Raw genomic sequence first — 20,236 nt, 5'->3', positions numbered from 1 at the left:
CAAATACGCAATGTTATGGTGGGGCGCAGAATATGCGCCCCATTTTTTTATGGTAGCGCCGCGAATTTTCAGTGTATTCTCTTCGTCTGCAAACTATTTGTTCAGCGCCAACAAGGATTTGAGTATGTCGTGGGAGACGTGGAGTTTTGCCTTTGGTGTTACGGTGCCCAATTTGCTGATGTTGCTGCTGGGCGTTGTGCTACGCCGGTTTCGCCTATTGGATGATGCTTTCTGCGATGGTGCTACCCGTCTGGTTTTCAATCTCTCACTTCCTTGTTTGCTCTTTTTCAGCATTGCTACCAATCATTCGACGCTCGGCAATAATTTAGCTTTTGTTGTTTATGGGGGCGTGGCAACGGTGGTGAGTTTCTTGCTGCTGGAATTAGTTGCGCTCAAATTGGTAAAAGAGCCGCGTGAGCGAGGTATTTTCGTTCAGGGGGGCTTTCGTGCGAACACCGCCATCGTGGGTCTTGCCTATTGTGCGAGCGCTTATGGTAGCGAAGGCGTTGCCGTTGGGTCGATGTATATGGCTGTGACGGTGATCTTGTTTAACGTGCTTTCTGTGGTGACTTTGACCCGAACATTGAGTTCGGACGGTCAGCAGAAAATCAGCTGGGGCAAGATTTTACGCGGGGTGATAACTAACCCGTTGATCATCGGCATTGTTCTTGGATTATGCTATTCGCTGACCAAACTACCGGTTCCAGATGTCTTGTCCTCAACTGGGAAATTTATTTCAGCGATGGCGCTACCGTTGGCGCTGCTGTGCACGGGAGCAAGTATCGATTGGCATGCCATGTTTAGCTCTTCTAACGTGGCGGGCTATTCTAGTGCGGCCAAGCTAATTGCCGTTCCGGTGCTTATGACGTTGGGCGGCTGGTTGTTCGGATTTCGCGGCGTGACGTTGGGGGTTATTTTCTTGTTCACCTCTACGCCAACCGCCGCAGCGAGCTACGTAATGACGCGAGCGATGGGAGGAAACGCAACCCTAGCGGCGAATATTATTGCGATTACTACCGTCGGATCGTTTTTCACCACGGCGCTGGGGCTTTATTTTCTACGTGGCTGGGGTGTGATTTAGGAGGTTAAAATGGATGTGTTTTGTCCTAAGTGTCAGCATGAAATGGTGTGGCAGCAGGGCGATTATTTTTGCCCGCATTGTCAGCAAACTTACCAGCAACATGCCGATTGCCCAGATTGCGGTAAGTCCCTTCAAGAGTTAAAGGCATGTGGAGCCGTTGATTATTTTTGCACGAACGGCCATGGAATGATTTCCAAGAAACGCGTGGTGTTTAGCTACACGGTTAAAGAGTAAATATCAAAACTAGGCGCATCCGTGCGCCTAGTTTTACGGCTGTTCAATACGGCTATCTACACGCTGTGCCGTTGGACAAAGCCTTCCAGACGTACCATCGCTTGTTTAATAAGCGCTTTCGGCGTGCCAAAATTAATGCGGATATAGTGTTCACCGTCTTGCACATAGTGCGTGCCATCTTCGACAACTACGCCGGTTTCATGAGCCAGTTGATGAGTGAAATCATAGGCACTCATTCCTGTTGCGCTAACGTCAATCCATGCGAGATACGATGATTCGGATCGCATCATTTTTAATGTTGGTAGGCGCTCACTTATAAACTCATAGAGATAGCGTTCGTTTTCAGCTAAGTAGCTATTCAACGCTTTCAGCCAGTCTAATCCTTGCGTATAGGCATAAATTAATCCCCATACGCCGAACATATTTGGCGAAGTAATCGAGTTTTTCTCTAACTGCTGACGAAAACGTGCACGTAATTTTTCATCGGGAATAATGCTATAGGAAGTCTTAAGCCCGCCGAGATTAAAAGCCTTATTGGGAGAGGTGAGCAGAATAAGATTGTCTGCATGCGCACAACCTTCATTTAATGCATTGATAAATGTGCCATGCAAAATATGTTCAGCGTGGACTTCATCAATAACTAAAATCACCTGATACTTTTGGCAAAGCTCAGAGACTCGACGGATTTCTGCCGCTGTCCAAATTCTCCCTGATGGATTATGCGGCGAGCAAAACAGGTAGAGTTTTGGCTGATGCTCTTTTATCTGCTGCTCTAATTTTTCAAAGTCGAGCTGATAGCGCTGATTTACGGCAACCAAAGGATTAGCTATGACGCGTACTTTTTGGCGCTCTGCCGCCAATGCGAAAGGATCGTACACCGGCGTGTTCATGAGAATAGCATCGCCCGCGCTGCAGAATGCCTGAATAGTGTAATGCAGCGTTGAGACGGTGCCATAGGTCAGCGTTATCCATTCTCGCGCAATATCTGCATTATGTTGCTTAGCTTGAAAATCGATGACGGCCTGATAGAACTCATCAAAACAATAGGTATAGCCGAAAGTACCGTGCTCCACGATTTGGCGCAGTCCTGCGATGACCTCCGGAGGGGATTTAAAATCCATGTCCGCAATCCACATGGGAATAAAATCTTTTGGCACAGCCCCAAAGCGTGAGCAGACATAGTCATAATCCCACTTACGACATTTATCAACGCTTCGATCGATAATCTCATCAAAATTATACATACGGTTCCCTTGGCTAGATTAATGCTTCAATGCCGGTTTTTACGCTTTGTACCTGAGGCCCGATAATAACCTGTAGGCTGTGGTTATCGAGAACCACGACGGCAAGCGCGCCTGCTTTCTTTAATATATCTTTATTGATAAGCGCCATATCTTTTACGACCAAGCGCAAGCGAGTGATGCAGTTATCTAAAGAGTCGATATTGTCCTTACCACCCAACGCTGAGAGAATTAATTCGGGATCGTATTTCGAGCCTTTATTCTTTTTGGTTTTTTGATCTACTTTCTCAGCTACGCTGATATCATCATCTTCTCTGCCTGGTGTTTTAATATCGTGCTTGAGGATATACCAACGGAATACAAAGAAATAAACGGCGAACCAAATAATACCGACGGGGAATATGAGATACCATTTTGTCGCTGTGCCTTGCATGATACCAAAGATTAATAGGTCTAATATTCCACCGTCGGTATTCCCTATGGTTACACCTAACAGTGCCATAACCATCAGTGCTAGACCCGACATGATAACGTGGAAGACATATAAGAAAGGTGCGATAAATAAGAATAAGAACTCAATGGGCTCTGATATTCCTGTGACGACAGAAACCAAAACACCAGAAAGTAAAAGCCCTTTTATAATTGGTCGGTTTTCTGGCTTAGCGGTACGGTAAATAGCATAAGCAACGGCCGGTAAGCCAAAGATAAAGGTTGGCATAAAACCTTGAGAAAGAAACGCCGTCACATGTGGACTAAACGGTAAACCTGCCTTTAGTTCAGCATAGAAAATATTAAGAGCACCTGATATTTCTTGCCCGCCGACAAATTCAGTACCACCTGCTGGGGTGAATCTTACCATTGCCAATAATATATGGTGCAAACCAAAAGGCTTTAATAATAGAACGCCAACCCCATATAAGAATGGGCCAAAGACGTTAGTACTCTGAATTAATCGCCCAATGGCAGTGATGCCGATGGCAACATATTCCCACAAAAACGGGATGATAAGTCCAACGATAGAGAGCGTAAGCGCTGTGATGATAGGGACAAAGCGAATACCGCTAAAAAATGCAAAGGCATCATGAAGCTGTGTATCTTGGAAACGTTCATGTAGGAAATAGGTAATAACCCCAACGACAATTCCACCGAGGACCCCCATTTCAAGCGACTGAATGCCTAATACCATGGCTTGTCCAGCCTGTTTCATATGTGCTGCATCGGCAAGTTGATGGCTACTCATAAGATAATAATTAATCGAAAGATTCATTATCATATAACCAACAAAGCCAGAGAATGCGCCAATAGCTTTATTACGCTTAGCAAGGCCTAATGGAATGGCCATTGCAAACATAATAGGTAAGTAAGTGAAAGCGAACCCGCCCACGGTTGCAACAAACCCAAACGTTAGCTGTACTAATTCATTGCCTAAAAATGGAAAGCTTTTGATGGTGGAGGGGCTAGTAATTGAACTTCCAACGCCTAATAACAAACCCATAAAAGCTAATAAAGAAACGGGAAACATAAAAGTCTTTCCTAGACTTTGAAAAAATTCCCATAACCTTGACTTAAAAGATTTTGTGTCCGACATGTGGGCACTCCCAATAAACAGGTAATGATAATAAACCGCCATTGTTAAAAACGAATGGTGATAATGTTTTATCTGTGAACTAGGAGATATTTAATAAATATGATGATCCCCTAATAGCCTTAATGGGCTATGAGGAATTAAAACAAAGAGGGTGTTTATAGAATGCACTGAGGATCACAGTTTTATTTTGCGTCGATTTCACGCCATTTAGCTTTCGATTCATAACCAATCAAAAGCAAAGTGAAATTTAAACGCGTTATTTTTATCTATAAAGCAAGGAAGGGATGGCAGAATAACGAAAGTGGGTATAAACAAGATTTAGGTCACCGCTTTTATTATGCGAAGTGACCTACATCACAGAACTCACTATTTAAGCCTATGAGTCATGCTTTGCGCTACGTTTTTTAGGCAGCGCTGCGGTTGATGTCACGGTGCTTTCAACCCACCCGTCTTGCACTCGGGTTTTTAACAGGTCGCCATTAGTCACCTGCTTAATGCTTTTCAATACACCGCCGCTTGGCGGTTGCGTCACGCTAAACCCACGTGCCAGCGTTGCGAGAGGACTAACGCCCTCTAACTGTGAACACAGTGCGCCAAAGCGTTCACGATTGCCGCTAAGCTGACGTTGAACGAGTAATTCCAACCGGTTGTGGAGCTGCTCGATGCGCTGTTGATGGCGCTGAATACGCGCAGAGGGCTGCTGTTGATTAAGGCGTTGGCTGGTGCGCTCTTGCTGGCGTTCCGCCAAGCGCAGGCGTGTTTGCACCGCTTCGTCCAAACGGCGGCGTAGCTTAACCAGCAACGTGTGCTGACGAGCTAGACGTAGCTGTGGATGCTGCTGCTGTAGACGATGATTCAGACGAGTAAATCGCTGCTGATGACGAGCGAGATAATAATCCATCGCCATTTCCATGCGCTGCTGCTGTGAAAGCATTTGGCGCATGAGCTCGGTTTGATTGCGGCTGACTAACTCTGCTGCCGCGGACGGCGTTGGTGCGCGCAGATCGCCAACGAAATCAGCGATAGTGACATCGGTTTCATGACCAACGGCACTGACGATAGGTATGAGGCTGGCAAAAATAGCTTGCGCCACGCGCTCATCGTTAAAGCTCCATAAATCCTCAAGCGAGCCACCGCCACGACCGACAATCAGCACATCACACTCTTTACGCTGGTTGGCTAACTCAATGGCACGCACGATTTGCATTGGCGCATCGGCACCCTGTACGGCGGTTGGATAAATGACCACTGGCAGAGACGGATCGCGTCGTTTTAATACGTTAAGGATATCGTGCAGCGCGGCACCGCTTGATGAAGTCACAACGCCAACGCAGTGGGCTGGCGATGGTAATGGTTTCTTGTGGACGGGATCGAACAGACCCTCTTCCTGTAAACGTTGCTTCAACTGCTCGAATTGCTGTTGCAGCAAACCATCACCGGCAGGCTGCATACTTTCGGCAATCAGTTGGTAATCACCACGAGGTTCGTACAGCGTGATGGTGGCACGCATCAAAATCTGCTGACCGTTTTGCGGGCGGAAAGTGACACGGCGGTTGCTATTACGGAACATCGCGCAGCGTACCTGAGCACGATCGTCTTTAAGCGTGAAGTACCAATGGCCCGATGAGGGCTGAGATAAGTTGGAGATTTCGCCTGATAACCAGATCTGCCCCATTTCCATTTCTAACAGCTGACGGACGGTCTGATTTAACCGGCTAACGGTAAAAATTGGTGGGGAAGATGGCAGTGACATGTGACGTAGATCAAACTCTAAATCAAGGTGTTAATCAGTCGATACTACATGCTTGAATGACCTTCGCAAGACTTTTTTGTAAAAAGTACTGGAGGCAACCGTTTTCGGCCTGTATAATGCCGCGGCAATATTAAATCTATTTGATTTACCACCCTGGTGAGATATTGCCCATGCTACGTATCGTAAAAGAAGCCCTAACGTTTGATGACGTTCTCCTAGTTCCAGCCCATTCTACCGTTCTGCCAAACACTGCCGATCTTAGCACTCAGCTGACTTCATCCATTCGTATGAATATCCCAATGCTGTCTGCGGCAATGGATACCGTTACCGAAGCGCGCCTCGCGATTGCGTTGGCACAGGAAGGCGGTATTGGTTTCATCCACAAAAACATGTCTATTGAGCGTCAGGCTGAAGAAGTTCGTCGCGTCAAAAAACATGAAAGCGGCGTGGTAAAGGATCCTCAAACGGTGACGCCAACCACCACTTTGCGCGAAGTGAAAGAGCTGACCGAGCGTAATGGCTTTGCGGGTTATCCGGTTGTCACTGACGAGCTGGAACTGGTTGGTATCATCACCGGTCGTGATGTGCGTTTTGTTACCGATTTGGAGCAGCCAGTGACTGCGGTAATGACGCCGAAAGAGCGTTTGGTTACCGTGAAAGAAGGTGAGGCTCGCGAAGTTGTTCTGCAGCGCATGCACGAAAAACGTGTTGAAAAAGCGCTGGTTGTTGATGAAAACTTCCACCTGTGCGGCATGATCACCGTTAAAGACTTCCAGAAAGCAGAGCGCAAACCTAACGCGTGTAAAGACGAGCATGGCCGTCTGCGCGTAGGTGCTGCGGTAGGCGCGGGCGCGGGCAACGAAGAGCGCATTGCCGCGCTGGTTGAAGCCGGCGTTGACGTACTGCTGATCGACTCCTCCCATGGCCATTCTGAAGGCGTGTTACAGCGCATTCGCGAAACTCGCGCTAAATTCCCTGACCTGCAAATTATCGGCGGCAACGTGGCTACGGCTGCGGGCGCTAGAGCATTGGCTGAAGCCGGTGTGAACGCGGTTAAAGTAGGTATCGGCCCTGGTTCTATTTGTACCACGCGTATTGTTACCGGCGTTGGTGTTCCACAGATTACCGCCGTTTCTGACGCCGTTGAAGCGCTGGAAGGTACCGGTATTCCTGTTATCGCCGATGGCGGTATCCGTTTCTCCGGTGATATCGCAAAAGCACTGGCCGCTGGCGCAAGCTGCGTCATGGTGGGTGGTATGCTGGCAGGTACCGAAGAATCTCCGGGTGAGATCGAACTGTATCAAGGCCGTTCATTCAAATCATATCGCGGTATGGGTTCACTGGGCGCGATGTCTAAAGGTTCTTCTGACCGTTACTTCCAGAGCGATAACGCTGCCGACAAACTGGTTCCTGAAGGTATCGAAGGCCGCGTAGCTTACAAAGGTCACCTGAAAGCGATTATCCATCAGCAAATGGGCGGTCTACGCTCATGCATGGGTTTGACAGGCTGTGCAACCATTGATGAACTGCGTACCAAAGCTGAATTTGTTCGCATCAGCGGCGCAGGAATTCAAGAAAGCCACGTTCATGATGTGACCATCACCAAAGAGTCACCGAACTACCGCATGGGTTCGTAATATCTCTACAGGCGGCGAGGGCGCAAAGCCGATTCTCGCCGCTGAATATTCAGTGACCTATTTTTCGTTTTTTTTGGCTATTTATTTTTCTAAACAAGGCCTTACATGACTCATAATATTCATAAGCATCGCATTCTGATTCTGGATTTCGGCTCCCAATACACTCAGCTTCTGGCACGCCGCGTACGTGAGATCGGCGTATATTGCGAGCTGTGGGCATGGGATGTCACCGAAGCGCAGATCCGTGAATTCAACCCAAGCGGTATTATTCTGTCCGGTGGCCCTGAAAGCACGACTGAGAACAACAGCCCACGTGCACCAGAATATGTCTTCACTGCCGGCGTGCCTGTTTTTGGCGTGTGCTACGGCATGCAGACCATGGCGATGCAACTGGGTGGCCATGTAGAAAGCTCAAACGAACGTGAATTTGGCTATGCGCAGGTTGAAGTGACCGCGCACAGTAAAATGTTTGACGATATCAAAGACTCTCTGACAAAAGACGGCACCCCAGTGCTGGACGTTTGGATGAGCCATGGCGATAAAGTTACCGCGATACCTTCTGATTTCGTTACCGTTGCCAGCACTGAAACCTGCCCGTACGCTATTATGGCGAACGACGAAAAGCGTTTCTATGGCGTTCAGTTCCATCCTGAAGTGACTCATACCCATCAGGGCCAGCGCATGCTGGAGCGTTTCATTCTGGACATCTGCGGCTGTGAAGCTCTGTGGACACCAGCCACGATCATCGAAGATGCGGTAGTGCGTCTGCGTGAACAAGTGGGCGAAGATGAAGTGATTCTGGGCCTGTCTGGCGGCGTTGACTCTTCTGTGACCGCGCTGCTGCTGCATCGTGCTATCGGTAAACGTTTGACCTGCGTATTCGTTGATAATGGTCTGCTGCGCTTGAACGAAGGCGAGCAGGTGATGGAGATGTTCGGCGATAAATTCGGCCTGAATATCATCCACGTTAAGGCAGAAGAACGCTTCCTGAGCGCGCTGTCTGGCATTAACGATCCAGAAGCTAAACGTAAAACTATCGGCCGCGTATTCGTTGAAGTCTTTGATGAAGAAGCGTGCAAACAGCCGGGCGTTAAGTGGTTGGCACAGGGTACTATCTACCCAGACGTGATCGAGTCTGCGGCATCAGCAACTGGCAAAGCGCACGTGATTAAGTCTCACCATAACGTGGGCGGCCTGCCAAAAGAGATGAAGCTGGGTCTGGTTGAACCGCTGAAAGAGCTCTTTAAAGATGAAGTGCGTAAGATCGGTCTGGAACTGGGGCTGCCATACGATATGCTGTATCGCCATCCGTTCCCTGGTCCTGGCTTAGGCGTTCGTGTGCTGGGCGAAGTGAAGAAAGAGTACTGCGATCTGCTGCGTCGTGCGGATGCTATCTTCATCGAAGAACTGCACAAAGCAGATCTGTATAACAAAGTGAGTCAGGCATTCACCGTGTTCCTGCCAGTGCGTTCCGTTGGCGTGATGGGCGATGGTCGTAAATATGATTGGGTTGTCTCTCTGCGTGCGGTAGAAACTATCGACTTCATGACCGCGCATTGGGCTCATCTGCCATACGATTTCCTTGGTCGCGTCTCCAACCGCATCATCAATGAAGTTAACGGTATTTCCCGCGTGGTGTATGACATCTCCGGCAAGCCACCGGCTACCATTGAGTGGGAATAATCGTTCTAGGATTATTTTCCGCGAATAGATAAACACTAAACCTCGCTTCGGCGGGGTTTTTTTATGGCTAATTATCTGAGTTTTTACCAAGTTGCGGATGACGGTCTATGCTTAATATTGTGTCTCATCAAGATGATGGGGATTCATTAACACAATTTAAGGAGAGTGAGATGGGATTTTGGCGAATTGTTTTCACCATTATATTGCCACCGCTAGGGGTGTTGTTAGACAAGGGGATTGGCGGTGCTTTTCTGCTAAATATTATCTTAACGCTGCTGGGTTATATTCCGGGGCTTATCCATGCGTTCTGGATCCAAACACGTAATTAATTAAGCGATATTTAGTGAAAACCGTACGCCGCACCGCGGCGTACGTGAAATAAAACCTACTTTTTCATCTTCACAAAACAACGACGCGCGGCGTCGATGGTTTTCTGAATATCTTCCTGTGAATGCGCCAGCGACATAAAGCCTGCTTCAAACGCAGAAGGAGCGAAGTACACGCCTTCTTCCAGCATCAAATGGAAGAACTGCTTGAATCGTTCAACGTCGCAACGCGTCACATCCTGATAGCAGGTGACGGTTTCCTGATCGGTGAAGAAGATCCCAAACATGCCGCCCACGTGATTCACAACAAGTGGAATGCCTTCTTTCTGCGCTGCGTCTAACAGGCCGGAAGCCAGATTGTCGGTGAGTTCGGTCAGCTGTGGGTAGATACCCGGCTGCGAGATCTCGTTGAGGCAGGCGAAGCCCGCAGCCATCGCGACAGGGTTACCAGACAGCGTACCGGCTTGATAAACGGGACCGGTGGGTGCTAGCGCTTCCATCACGTCACGGCGACCGCCGAATGCGCCAACGGGCATACCGCCGCCGATGATTTTGCCTAAGCAGGTTAAGTCCGGCGTCACGCCGTAATAATCCTGAGCACCAGCCAGCGCAACGCGGAAGCCTGTCATCACTTCATCAATGATCAGTAACGCACCGTATTGATCGCACAGCTCACGTAAGCCTGGCAGGAATTCAGGCTGTGGAGGAATGCAGTTCATGTTTCCTGCTACCGGCTCAACGATGATGCAGGCGATATCGTCAGGGTATTGCTTAAAGGCCTGTAAAACGGACTCGATATCGTTATAGGTGCAGGTCAGCGTATGTTTAGCAAAGTCAGCCGGAACGCCCGGAGAGTTTGGCTGGCCTAAGGTGAGGGCACCCGAGCCCGCTTTCACCAGCAGATGATCGGCGTGGCCGTGGTAGCAACCTTCAAACTTGATGATCTTATCGCGGCCGGTAAAGCCACGAGCAAGACGGATGGCGCTCATGGTGGCTTCTGTACCTGAGTTCACCATACGCACCATGTCCATGCTTGGCACCAGTGTGGTGACCAGTTCGGCCATTTTGACTTCCATTTCGGTTGGTGCACCAAAGCTTAAGCCACGGCCAACGGCCTCTAGCACGGCTTCGCGAATCGCAGGGTGGTTATGGCCGAGAACCATTGGGCCCCATGAGCCAACGTAATCAATGTAGGCTTTGCCATCGGCATCGTACAGGTAAGCGCCATCTGCGCGCTCAATAAATAAAGGCACACCACCAACGCCGGTGAAGGCGCGAACCGGGGAGTTAACGCCACCCGGAATTAGCTCTTTTGCCTGAGCGTACAGACTTTCAGACTTACTCATAAATCGGCTCCTGACCTGTGCTGAATGTAAAAAGTCGCTTCTATTCTAAAGAAGTCGCCACAGAGATGAAATGAAGAAAAACGTTAGGTTAGGCGTTGAACATAATTCAATCGTATCAACGTGGATATAAACGCTATCCTTATGGAGTAGCAATCTCTCACTCGCAAAGGGGACTTAGCGGCATTTGCCATGTAGAATAACGCCTCTTTCATTTGTACTACTTATCAACCACACCTTTAGTTGACTGATTATGACACAGCAAGAACAACAAACTTCTCTGCCGTCTGCCACGCGTTTGCGTCGTAGCGACGTGATGCTGCAAATTTTACGCCGCGATAAAACCCCAGTGGCCATCTTATTGATGGCTGCGGTGGTCGGGACTCTTGCGGGTCTCATCGGCGTAGCGTTTGAAAAAAGCGTTGATTGGGTGCAACAGCAGCGATTGGGTGGATTGGCCCATGTCGCTGATTACTGGATTATTGTTTGGCCGATGGCGTTTATTGGCTCCGCGCTGTTAGCAATGTTTGGCTATTATTTAGTGCGCCGTTTTGCTCCAGAGGCGGGTGGCTCAGGCATTCCCGAAATTGAAGGGGCGTTAGAAAATTTACGCCCCGTGCGCTGGTGGCGAGTGATCCCCGTGAAGTTTTTCGGTGGTTTGGGAACGCTTGGCGCTGGCATGGTGCTCGGGCGCGAAGGTCCCACCGTGCAGATGGGGGGAAACCTTGGCCAAATGGTGTTTGACCTGTTTCGTGCTCGCAGCACGGAGGCACGGCATAGCCTTCTGGCAACCGGTGCGGCTGCGGGGTTAACCGCCGCGTTTAATGCACCGCTAGCGGGCATCTTATTTGTGATTGAGGAGATGCGTCCGCAGTTCCGCTATAGCCTGATTTCAATCAAAGCGGTCTTTATTGGCGTCATTATGTCCTGCGTGGTATTCCGTTTTTTCAACGGTGAACGTACGGTGATTGAAGTGGGCAAGCTGGGCAACGTTGGCATCAATACTCTGTGGCTGTATCTGCTGCTCGGTATGGTTTTTGGCGTTGTTGGGGTGATGTTTAACCGTGGCGTGTTCCGTGTTCAGGATATGTTCCAGCGTTTACACGGCGGCGATTGGCGCAAACTGGTTCTGATCGGCGGCGTTTTAGGCGGACTGTGCGGCGTACTCGGACTGATTCAGCAAGAAGCTGCGGGCGGTGGTTTTAATCTCATCCCCATCGCTGCTGCTGGAAATTACACGATGGGCATGTTGCTATTTATCTTTATTGCCCGCGTAGTCACTACGCTGCTGTGCTTTGGTTCCGGTGCGCCTGGTGGTATTTTTGCACCGATGCTGGCTTTGGGGACGTTGCTCGGAACGGCATTTGGGATGGCAAGCGCACATCTGTTTCCACAATACGGCATTGAGGCCGGTACGTTCGCTATTGCCGGAATGGGCGCGTTATTTGCCGCCACCGTCAGGGCTCCGCTCACAGGTATTGTGCTGGTTCTAGAAATGACTGATAACTATCAGCTCATTTTACCGATGATCATTACCTGTCTTGGCGCTACACTATTAGCCCAGTTTTTAGGTGGAAAACCGCTGTACTCTTGCATCTTAGAAAGAACGCTCAAGCGTCAGGAGCTGGCTCAAAAGCAGGCCCAGGAGCAGGCAGCTCAGCAAGAAGCGGAAAAGGCATCGTTACCGACGAGCAATACTTGAACGAATTAGTCAGGTATTAGATAATGACCGCATAAATCAACATGGCTTTCTGACGATACCTGCATGTACGTGTCACCATGTTGTGTAGAAACATTCTGTGAAAAGCAGAGTTTGGGAGTGAGAAATGAGTGAAGATATGGCTCTGCCGTTGCAGTTTACCGAAGCTGCAGCGAATAAAGTTAAAGTACTGATCGCAGACGAAGAAAACCCGGATTTGAAGCTGCGCGTCTATATCACTGGCGGGGGCTGTAGTGGCTTCCAGTACGGCTTTACCTTTGATGATAAGGTGAACGACGGTGATATGACCATTGAGAAGCAAGGCGTGATGCTGGTAGTCGATCCGATGAGCCTGCAATATCTGGTTGGCGGTTCAGTCGACTATACCGAAGGTTTGGAAGGTTCTCGTTTCATCGTAACCAACCCAAATGCGAAATCGACCTGCGGCTGTGGCTCCTCTTTCAGTGTTTAAGCGTTAATATCGCCAGTACAAAAAGCCCGTGTTGATCGCGGGCTTTTTTGTTTTTAAGAACTTTCTATCCCATCGTTTTTTCTACGTTCACCATCCAGGGAATGCCGAATTTATCGGTTAGCATCCCAAATCCTAAAGCCCAAAAGGTTTCCTGAAAAGGCATTGTCACCGTTGCCCCTTCCGATAATCGTTCAAACCAAATTTTCCCCTGTGTTAAATCATTTGAGTGCAGACTAACGGCATAGCCGCCGTGCTTTTTCTCTTCCTCGCACATGTTGCCATCGCTCAGCATGAGCAAACCGTCTCCGATTTTAAGCGAAGCGTGCATGATTTTATCGGCAGGGAACGGTGGCGTGGTTGCGCATTGAGAATCATCGACCGGCGCTTCACCAAAACGCATTTTGAATAATACCTCTGCGTCTAGTGCTTGAGCATAGAACGCAATGGCTTCCTCAGCGTTTCCGTCGAAAAACAGATAAGTACTTAATTGCATAGATATATTCCTCGGTAGCGTATTGGATTACCGAGTGCTCATGATCTTACCGCCTCGTACCTGAGCGATAAGATCCGCTGTAAGAAAAATTATATGCTGAAAGTAATCCGCAACAGAAAGTTTAGTCGAAGATAGGGCGTACTGCCGCCGCACTATGTCGCAAATGGCCATTATCAAAAATCTTTTTAAATTGGTTTTATGATTTTTGAAACGCGGGTTTAGTTATCGGCGTCACAAAATCATTGTTCCTTTTTGATAAAATACCTCTCTACTTGAAACGCCGGTTCATTTTCATAGAGATTAATGGGAAGCAGCATGATTCGATAAACCTATTTGTTCAGTTGTCTTTTTACATTTGGTATTAGATACATTAGCCAAATTTATAAATTTTGTGCCATGTGAAAATGGTTAGAGGCTATTTAACTAAATAATCGTAGAAAGTATTAAAAGTTCTTTTTACGAATTAAATTAATATATTTAATAACCTGTTTTATTTATACAAAAGAATGTTGCTCATTAAATTAACTATTTGATGAGGGGATGAGTGTTGCTGTTTTTTGCTGGGCGTGATTTTCAAACTTAATATAAAAATAAGGTTTCTCATGGACTATTTATTAAAAGTTTTTGGAACACCATCGATCATTATAGCTTTTATCGCTTTCTGTGGGCTTTGCCTACAAAAGGCAAAGTTGACCACGATTATAAAAGGAACTGTTTTAGCCTTTTTAGGCTTTGTTCTGATTAAAACAGGGGGCGGAATACTGGGTGGCGTATTGACCATGTTCAGCGATCTGTTTACCCATGCATTTGGCTTGAGAGGCGTAGTTCCCAGCAACGAAGCGATCATGGCGCTGACTATCGACCGGCTAGGTCGGCCCGCAGCAATTATTCTATTTTTCGCCATGATAATTAATATTCTGCTGGCGCGATATACACGGTTTAAATCTATCTATCTGTCATTACATCTTATTGTCTTTATGGCTTTTTCAGTGACGGCTGCATTGGTGGGATTAGGCTACAGCGAGTTATTTTCCATAGTGTTTGGCTCCGTTGTGATTGGCGTCTACATGGCCGTATTCCCAACGATTTTGTCCCGATTTAGTCGGAAAATAATCGGTCATAATGATTATTGTATCGCTCACGCAGCCTCGAGTTCTTACCTTATTGCTTCTTTCTTAGGTAAATGGTTTGGTAACACTTCGGTTAACGTTGAGCACGTTAATGTCAGCGACAAATTTAGCTTTTTGAAAAACTCAGACGTAGCAACGTTTCTCACTATGTTCTGCCTTCTTGGTGTCTCTTCTCTATTCTCCAGCAATGAATATTTAGTCAGCATTATGGAGAAGAAACCTTATCTTGTTTGGCTATTGGAAAAATCAGCGGTTTTTGCTGGTGGGTTATTTATCGCTAAAAAGGGCGTGGTGCTATTTGCCGAAGAAATTGTTCCTGCGTTTAAAGGTATTTCCCAAACTATTGCCCCAGGGTCAATTCCGGCCGTTGATCCCATGGTTCTTTTTGACAAGTCACCTAATGCGGTATTGATTGGTTTTTTAGTGAGCTTTTTCGCTGAGCTTTGCTGTATCGCTATTTTCCCATCGCTTGGATTACCGATTATTGTACCGGGAATTCTTGCCAGTTTTACCTGCGGAGGTACCGCCGCCATATTTGGTAATGCCACCGGTGGTTTAAGAGGCGCAATTATTGCCAGCTTCGTTAACGGCTTATTGTTGTGTTTCCTTCCCGCACTGGTTTTACCGTTATTCAGCTATTTAGGTGCGACAGGGGTGACTTTCGCCGACCCTGATTTCACGATTTTATCTGCTTTCATTAAATACACGTTTGGCCTCGTGCACTAAGAAAACGTTGCTTGAACTATGGCGAATATATTCACTAAGAGCCTATATCGAAAGGAATAAACCATGTTCTTCTTTTACCAAAATATTGCCGTTGAGCCAGCAGGTGAGGGCGTTACCCGCAAGGTACTTGCTCACGGTGGCACGATGATGATGGTGGAGGTTTGCTTTCAGGCAGGCGCGATTGGTCCTTTGCACAATCATCCACATGAGCAGAGTACCTACGTAAAATCCGGTGTTTTCGATTTTACGATTGGGGATGAAACCCATCGGGTCAGCGCGGGGGATACTCTCTATAAAAAGCCGGACGTTATGCATGGCTGTGTATGCGTAGAGGCGGGAACGTTGATCGATGTGTTTACACCACAGAGAGAGGACTTTATTTCATAGCGCTTGAAGAGAAATAGATTCAAGAAAGTGAATGGATAGGAGCGGCAGGATGCTGCTCCTAAAAAATTATTTAGCTGTCTAGAGTAAACGTGGGGAGTTTCAAGTGCCAACGAATGGCTGCAAGGCGAATAGCTAACGTCACGAACATACCTAGCATCATGGCATTTTGCAGATCCATTCCGAAGGTTGCATACGCGGTTACGTGAACAATACCGCCGATAATACAGGCAGTTGCATAAATTTCAGTGCGCAGGATCATAGGGATTTCGCGTGCGAGAACATCGCGGATCATGCCACCACCCACGCCAGTAATCACGCCCATACAAACGGCGATAAGCGGGCCAGCGCCGCCGGCGAATGCTTTGTTAACACCGATACCCACAAACACCGCTAAGCCAACCGCATCCAGCACTGGCAGGATCCAGCTTGGTAAACGACGGGGTTGCCGCACTAATACGATGGTTGCGAGGCAGGTCACCATCGCCACTACGAGATCGGTAGGATCTTTGACCCAAAAAACAGGCCCGTGGTCGAGCGCCATATCACGAATAGTTCCGCCGCCAACGGCGGTAACAACGCCTAAAACCAGCACGCCGAACGGGTCCATTCTCAGCTTGCCTGCCAATAAAACGCCTGAGATAGCAAATACCGCGGTGCCTAGAATATCCAGCCAATACACCAGCATGGTTGGTTCCCCTGTCTGTTTCTCTGCAATGTATGACAACTGTCAAATCAGCGAGTGAGTGATTATATAATTAACTTATTGTTTTAATTGGTTATTTTATTTATTGTGATGCAATAAGATACATTGAATTTTGAACACTTTCTATGGGGGGATACAGAATTAAACACTTTTCTTCAATGGATAAAGAAAAGTGTTTTTAGCTACTGTGCGGTTTTAGGCGTGAGATTATCTAACTGTTCGCACAGGGACTGAGCCGCCAGAATAATGCGCGGGCCACTGCGGTTTAGCCAATCTTCGTTGATGGCGATAACGGGAACGTTCAACTGTGGCTGCCAAAACTGTTTCACCGTTTCTATTTGCTCTTGCGAACCACTGACCACAATGACCTGCGGTTTACGGATGATCACCTGCTCGCGACTCACCTGAGGCCAAGGCACTGGACTGTCCGCAAAAATATTGGTGGCACCGCACAGCGATAACAAATCGCTCTGGATGGTGGCTTTAGACGTCGTGAATAGAGGCTGAGTGCCAAACTGCATCAGTACGCGAGTTGCAGTTGGACGTTGATACTTCTCACGTAGCATTTTCACCTCGTCACGAAAATGGTTTGCCGCATCGTGAGCAACCTGAGGTGTTGGGCTATAAGAGGCTAAGCGATCGAGATCGTCGGCAATCCCATCAATGCTTTTAGGATCGGAATAAAAGATGGGGATATTGAATCCGGCTAACTGATCGAGCACGCGCTGAGGGTTTCCTCCGCGCCATGCCAGAATTAAATCAGGTTTCAGCGCGAGAATACGTTCGAGATTTATCCCTTGCCATGAGGCCACTTTTTCGAGCTTTTCCGCAGCAGGCGGGTAATCAGAATAAAGGCTGGCCGCGACCATCTTATCGCCCAGTCCTGCGGCATATGCCATTTCAGTAGTGTGGGGCGATAGGCTAATGACGCGGTCTGCCGCAGAGAGCGGCAGACACAGCAGCAGCCAAAGAGCGCCAAGCAGGCGTGAGACAGGCTGTTTCAGTTTCATTTATGGGGTCTCATATTTTCTCAGGCGTGTTTAGCGAATTCCTGCAACATCGCTTCGACCATCAGTGAAGACTGCTGAGCCGCAACTACTAAGAACTCATCAAAGCTCAGGTGCGATTCTTTATCCGCTACGTCAGAAATAGCACGCACAACCACAAACGGCGTATTGAATGCATGACAAACGTGAGCAACCGCAGCGGCTTCCATCTCAACGGCAGCAACGTCTGGGAAGGTTGCACGAATGCGAGCCAGCGGTTCAGCGCCGTTAATGAAAGCATCGCCGCTACAAATTAAGCCGCGAACCGCATTCAGATTCAGCGCGGTGATGCAGCGCTCTGCCAGCGCAATCAGGTTGGCGTCTGCGACAAATGCCGCAGGGCAGCCCGCCATTTGGCCTGGCTCGTAGCCAAAAGCAGTTACATCGGCATCGTGATAGCGAACTTCGTCAGAAACGACGATATCGCCTACTTTCAGCGTGCTTGCCAAACCACCGGCAGAACCTGTGTTTATCACCACGTCTGGACGGCAATGTTCTAGCAGCAAGGTCGTGCCCATTGCGGCAGAGACTTTGCCAATCCCAGATTTGAGCAAAGCGATTTCAACACCACCAAGGGTGCCCGTGTAGATTTCACAGCCTGCGCGCTGCAGGGTTTGACGATTCTCAATGCGATCGCGCAGCACAGCAACTTCTTGCTCCATTGCACCAATGATGCCTACTTTCATGATAATACCTGCAAAATTGTGAGTTAATGCTCGTTAATTATTCAAGCTTAAGCCATTCAAAGACCTGCCCTAGTCTATCATGAGGAGGTAAAAAGTGCTTTTGGCTATGAATCAGCTGCTAATGCAAGGGTTGTGGCGCACAAAGGATGAATTTTCAGTACATTACTGTTAGCGTATTCTTTTATTGGTTATTTTTTGTCTGTTGTTTGAGGGCTTGGAAAAGAATGGATATTAACCTAGGTGCTAAATTTTGCTATCAGCGGTTCTATAGCGCAGATTGCCAAGAACTCGACGATGGATATGAAATAGCACGACGTTTTGAAAGCGATCGTGGGCGCATTATCAATTCAGCCGCGATTCGCAGGCTACAGCAGAAAACACAGGTCTTTCCTCTGGAACGAAACGCCGCCGTGCGGAGCCGACTGACACATTCGATGGAAGTGCAGCAGGTTGGGCGGCATATTGCCAAAGAAGTGATTCATCATCTGAAAAAAACAGGCCGCATAAACGAACTCGGTTTAGAGCTGTATCTTGATTCTTTTGAGAGCATCGTTGAAATGGCGTGCTTGATGCATGATATCGGTAATCCACCGTTTGGCCATTTTGGAGAATCAGCTATTAACGATTGGTTTAGCCGACGTTTAGGTGTGATTGCAGAAGGCCAAGGTTTTTTAGATGATGAATTACAGTGCCAAGTTGTCGTGTTGCGTCGTAATGCGGCTGATACTGATCTGAATATTTTACGTGGCAAAGTTAGAATTGATTTATGTAATTTTGAAGGCAATGCACAGGCAATACGGCTTATTCATACCTTATTGAGACTAAATTTAACCTACGCGCAAATTGCCTGTGTTTTTAAATATACTCGCCCAGCCTATTGGACTGGTGAGAAACCAAAGCAATATAGTTACTTGATGAAGAAGCCTGGCTATTATTGGGCAGAAGAAAGCTTCATCCATACCTTACAACGAAAAGTCAATATTAAGGAATATCACCGTTTTCCACTGACTTATATAATGGAAGCGGCGGATGATATTTCCTATTGCGTTGCGGATTTAGAAGATGCGGTAGAAAAGAACATTTTTACCGTAGAACAACTGTATGACTATCTCAAGACCGAATGGAACAAAAAGGGAGAAGGCGAACTCTTCGCCACGATTGTGGACGACGCGTATTGCCGGATGCAAAAAGTGGGTCGCTCAGAAGCGTTCTTCATGTATCTGAGAGTGAATGTCATTAAAGTACTGGTGCCGCATGCCGCTGACCGGTTCTGTCATCATCTTGAGTCAATCGTTGAAGGCGCTTTTAATGAGCCGCTTATTGATGATGAAGGGCAAGAAAACCGCCTGCTTGACGTGTTTAAAAATGTTGCGCGTAGCTATGTGTTTAATCATCACGAAGTTGAACAGCTTGAGCTGCAGGGATATCGCGTTATCACTGGACTACTAGATATTTACAGTGACCTGCTTGATATGCCAATGGACGACTTTGCTAAACTCGTTGAAGATAATAAACATAAAAAATTTCCTATCGAAACTCGCCTATTTCATAAGCTTTCAGGGAAGCATCTTGCCGCTTATCGTGAAGCCGTTAAACAGATTAAACATCTGTCTAATGAGCAACGCGAGGTTCGAGAGTATTATTACCGGGCTCGTTTAATCCAAGATTATATCAGCGGCATGACCGATCTTTATGCCTATGATGAGTACCGTCGCTTAATGGCCGCGGAATAATAAAGATGATGAATAAAGTCGAGTTTTGTAAAGACGCGCCATAATTTTTTACGCTTCCTTGACTCATGCAAAGGGAACTTCATTGTTTTATCCGACTCTTAATATGCACAAATATCACGGCTTATTTGCCAGTGATTAGATTAAGCAAACAGATTAGTTGGAACACGTTGAAAATGCTCGAATCACACCTACGTTATACCCAAAGTATTTCAAGTTGCTTGAAGTATGAAGGGTATAGATAAGAGCATCATGAGTGATGTTATGTGTTCCTCACA

18 protein-coding genes are annotated in these 20,236 nt (G+C 47.5%); 10 read left to right on the top strand and 8 right to left on the bottom strand.

The genetic code is table 11. From position 1 onward, the window contains the following. The first annotated feature begins 124 nt into the window (after positions 1 to 124). Positions 125 to 1,081, top strand: a complete 957-nt coding sequence (locus tag RSC70_RS10665; RefSeq protein WP_130933584.1) for an AEC family transporter — start codon at positions 125 to 127, stop codon at positions 1,079 to 1,081. Between the two features lie 9 nt (positions 1,082 to 1,090). Further along, entirely contained in the window at positions 1,091 to 1,315 is a 225-nt protein-coding gene (locus RSC70_RS10660; protein ID WP_332542387.1) for a zinc ribbon domain-containing protein, read from the top strand. Positions 1,316 to 1,371: 56 nt separating this feature from the next. Here the strand turns inward: RSC70_RS10660 and RSC70_RS10655 are convergent, their stop codons facing one another. The 3 genes from RSC70_RS10655 to xseA form a co-directional block, all read right to left on the bottom strand. After that, positions 1,372 to 2,559, bottom strand: coding sequence for a MalY/PatB family protein (locus RSC70_RS10655; protein ID WP_332542386.1), 1,188 nt, complete (start codon positions 2,557 to 2,559; stop codon positions 1,372 to 1,374). 13 nt (positions 2,560 to 2,572) lie between these two features. Then, positions 2,573 to 4,144 carry a maltose/glucose-specific PTS transporter subunit IIBC gene (malX, locus tag RSC70_RS10650; RefSeq protein ID WP_332542385.1) on the bottom strand — a complete coding sequence of 524 codons (1,572 nt, stop codon included), beginning with the start codon at positions 4,142 to 4,144 and terminating at the stop codon, positions 2,573 to 2,575. A 376-nt stretch (positions 4,145 to 4,520) separates the two neighbouring features. Further along, positions 4,521 to 5,897 (bottom strand): exodeoxyribonuclease VII large subunit, encoded by a 1,377-nt coding sequence (gene xseA / locus RSC70_RS10645; protein WP_332542384.1) that lies wholly within the window; start codon positions 5,895 to 5,897, stop codon positions 4,521 to 4,523. 170 nt (positions 5,898 to 6,067) lie between these two features. Here xseA and guaB point away from each other — a divergent pair, with 170 nt between their 5' ends. The 3 genes from guaB to RSC70_RS10630 all read left to right on the top strand — a co-directional run bounded on the left by guaB (position 6,068) and on the right by RSC70_RS10630 (position 9,546). Continuing rightward, positions 6,068 to 7,534: an IMP dehydrogenase gene (guaB, locus tag RSC70_RS10640; RefSeq protein ID WP_118936429.1), complete on the top strand. Its 1,467-nt coding sequence runs from the start codon at positions 6,068 to 6,070 to the stop codon at positions 7,532 to 7,534. Positions 7,535 to 7,639: 105 nt separating this feature from the next. Continuing rightward, positions 7,640 to 9,217, top strand: a complete 1,578-nt coding sequence (gene guaA / locus RSC70_RS10635) for a glutamine-hydrolyzing GMP synthase (RefSeq protein ID WP_332542383.1) — start codon at positions 7,640 to 7,642, stop codon at positions 9,215 to 9,217. A gap of 170 nt (positions 9,218 to 9,387) precedes the next feature. Then, a complete protein-coding gene (locus RSC70_RS10630) occupies positions 9,388 to 9,546 on the top strand; it encodes a YqaE/Pmp3 family membrane protein (protein ID WP_038502005.1) in 159 nt (52 codons plus the stop codon). 56 nt (positions 9,547 to 9,602) lie between these two features. On the opposite strand, the gene hemL is transcribed toward RSC70_RS10630, so the two are convergent. Continuing rightward, positions 9,603 to 10,889 carry a glutamate-1-semialdehyde 2,1-aminomutase gene (gene hemL / locus RSC70_RS10625; RefSeq protein ID WP_025800444.1) on the bottom strand — a complete coding sequence of 429 codons (1,287 nt, stop codon included), beginning with the start codon at positions 10,887 to 10,889 and terminating at the stop codon, positions 9,603 to 9,605. 250 nt (positions 10,890 to 11,139) lie between these two features. Between hemL and clcA the strand changes: the two genes are divergently transcribed. Both clcA and erpA read left to right on the top strand, forming a co-directional pair. Continuing rightward, complete coding sequence (gene clcA, locus RSC70_RS10620) at positions 11,140 to 12,588, top strand: H(+)/Cl(-) exchange transporter ClcA (RefSeq protein ID WP_040046766.1); 1,449 nt, start codon at positions 11,140 to 11,142, stop codon at positions 12,586 to 12,588. A 124-nt stretch (positions 12,589 to 12,712) separates the two neighbouring features. After that, positions 12,713 to 13,057 (top strand): iron-sulfur cluster insertion protein ErpA, encoded by a 345-nt coding sequence (erpA, locus tag RSC70_RS10615; protein ID WP_025800446.1) that lies wholly within the window; start codon positions 12,713 to 12,715, stop codon positions 13,055 to 13,057. Positions 13,058 to 13,121: 64 nt separating this feature from the next. Here the strand turns inward: erpA and yjdN are convergent, their stop codons facing one another. Next, a complete protein-coding gene (gene yjdN, locus RSC70_RS10610) occupies positions 13,122 to 13,550 on the bottom strand; it encodes a VOC family metalloprotein YjdN (protein ID WP_234618758.1) in 429 nt (142 codons plus the stop codon). Positions 13,551 to 14,116: 566 nt separating this feature from the next. Between yjdN and RSC70_RS10605 the strand changes: the two genes are divergently transcribed. Further along, positions 14,117 to 15,406: a PTS ascorbate transporter subunit IIC gene (locus RSC70_RS10605; protein WP_332542409.1), complete on the top strand. Its 1,290-nt coding sequence runs from the start codon at positions 14,117 to 14,119 to the stop codon at positions 15,404 to 15,406. Between the two features lie 63 nt (positions 15,407 to 15,469). Further along, positions 15,470 to 15,793 carry a cupin domain-containing protein gene (locus RSC70_RS10600; RefSeq protein ID WP_046359193.1) on the top strand — a complete coding sequence of 108 codons (324 nt, stop codon included), beginning with the start codon at positions 15,470 to 15,472 and terminating at the stop codon, positions 15,791 to 15,793. Between the two features lie 70 nt (positions 15,794 to 15,863). Here RSC70_RS10600 and RSC70_RS10595 read toward each other — a convergent pair whose 3' ends face one another. From RSC70_RS10595 to mtnN, 3 genes are all read right to left on the bottom strand, one after another. Beyond that, entirely contained in the window at positions 15,864 to 16,478 is a 615-nt protein-coding gene (locus RSC70_RS10595; RefSeq protein WP_025800450.1) for a TRIC cation channel family protein, read from the bottom strand. Between the two features lie 200 nt (positions 16,479 to 16,678). After that, positions 16,679 to 17,506: a vitamin B12 ABC transporter substrate-binding protein BtuF gene (gene btuF / locus RSC70_RS10590; protein WP_332542380.1), complete on the bottom strand. Its 828-nt coding sequence runs from the start codon at positions 17,504 to 17,506 to the stop codon at positions 16,679 to 16,681. Positions 17,507 to 17,526: 20 nt separating this feature from the next. Beyond that, positions 17,527 to 18,228: a 5'-methylthioadenosine/S-adenosylhomocysteine nucleosidase gene (gene mtnN, locus RSC70_RS10585; protein WP_130998062.1), complete on the bottom strand. Its 702-nt coding sequence runs from the start codon at positions 18,226 to 18,228 to the stop codon at positions 17,527 to 17,529. 224 nt (positions 18,229 to 18,452) lie between these two features. On the opposite strand from mtnN, the gene dgt reads away from it, so the two are divergent. Next, complete coding sequence (gene dgt / locus RSC70_RS10580) at positions 18,453 to 19,961, top strand: dGTPase (RefSeq protein WP_332542408.1); 1,509 nt, start codon at positions 18,453 to 18,455, stop codon at positions 19,959 to 19,961. Positions 19,962 to 20,236: the final 275 nt, after the last annotated feature.

It is taken from the genome of Hafnia sp., from assembly GCF_036648275.1.
GTDB lineage: Bacteria > Pseudomonadota > Gammaproteobacteria > Enterobacterales > Enterobacteriaceae > Hafnia > Hafnia alvei.
Note: the sequence above shows the minus strand (reverse complement) of the source record. Positions and strands in the feature narration are given on the sequence as shown.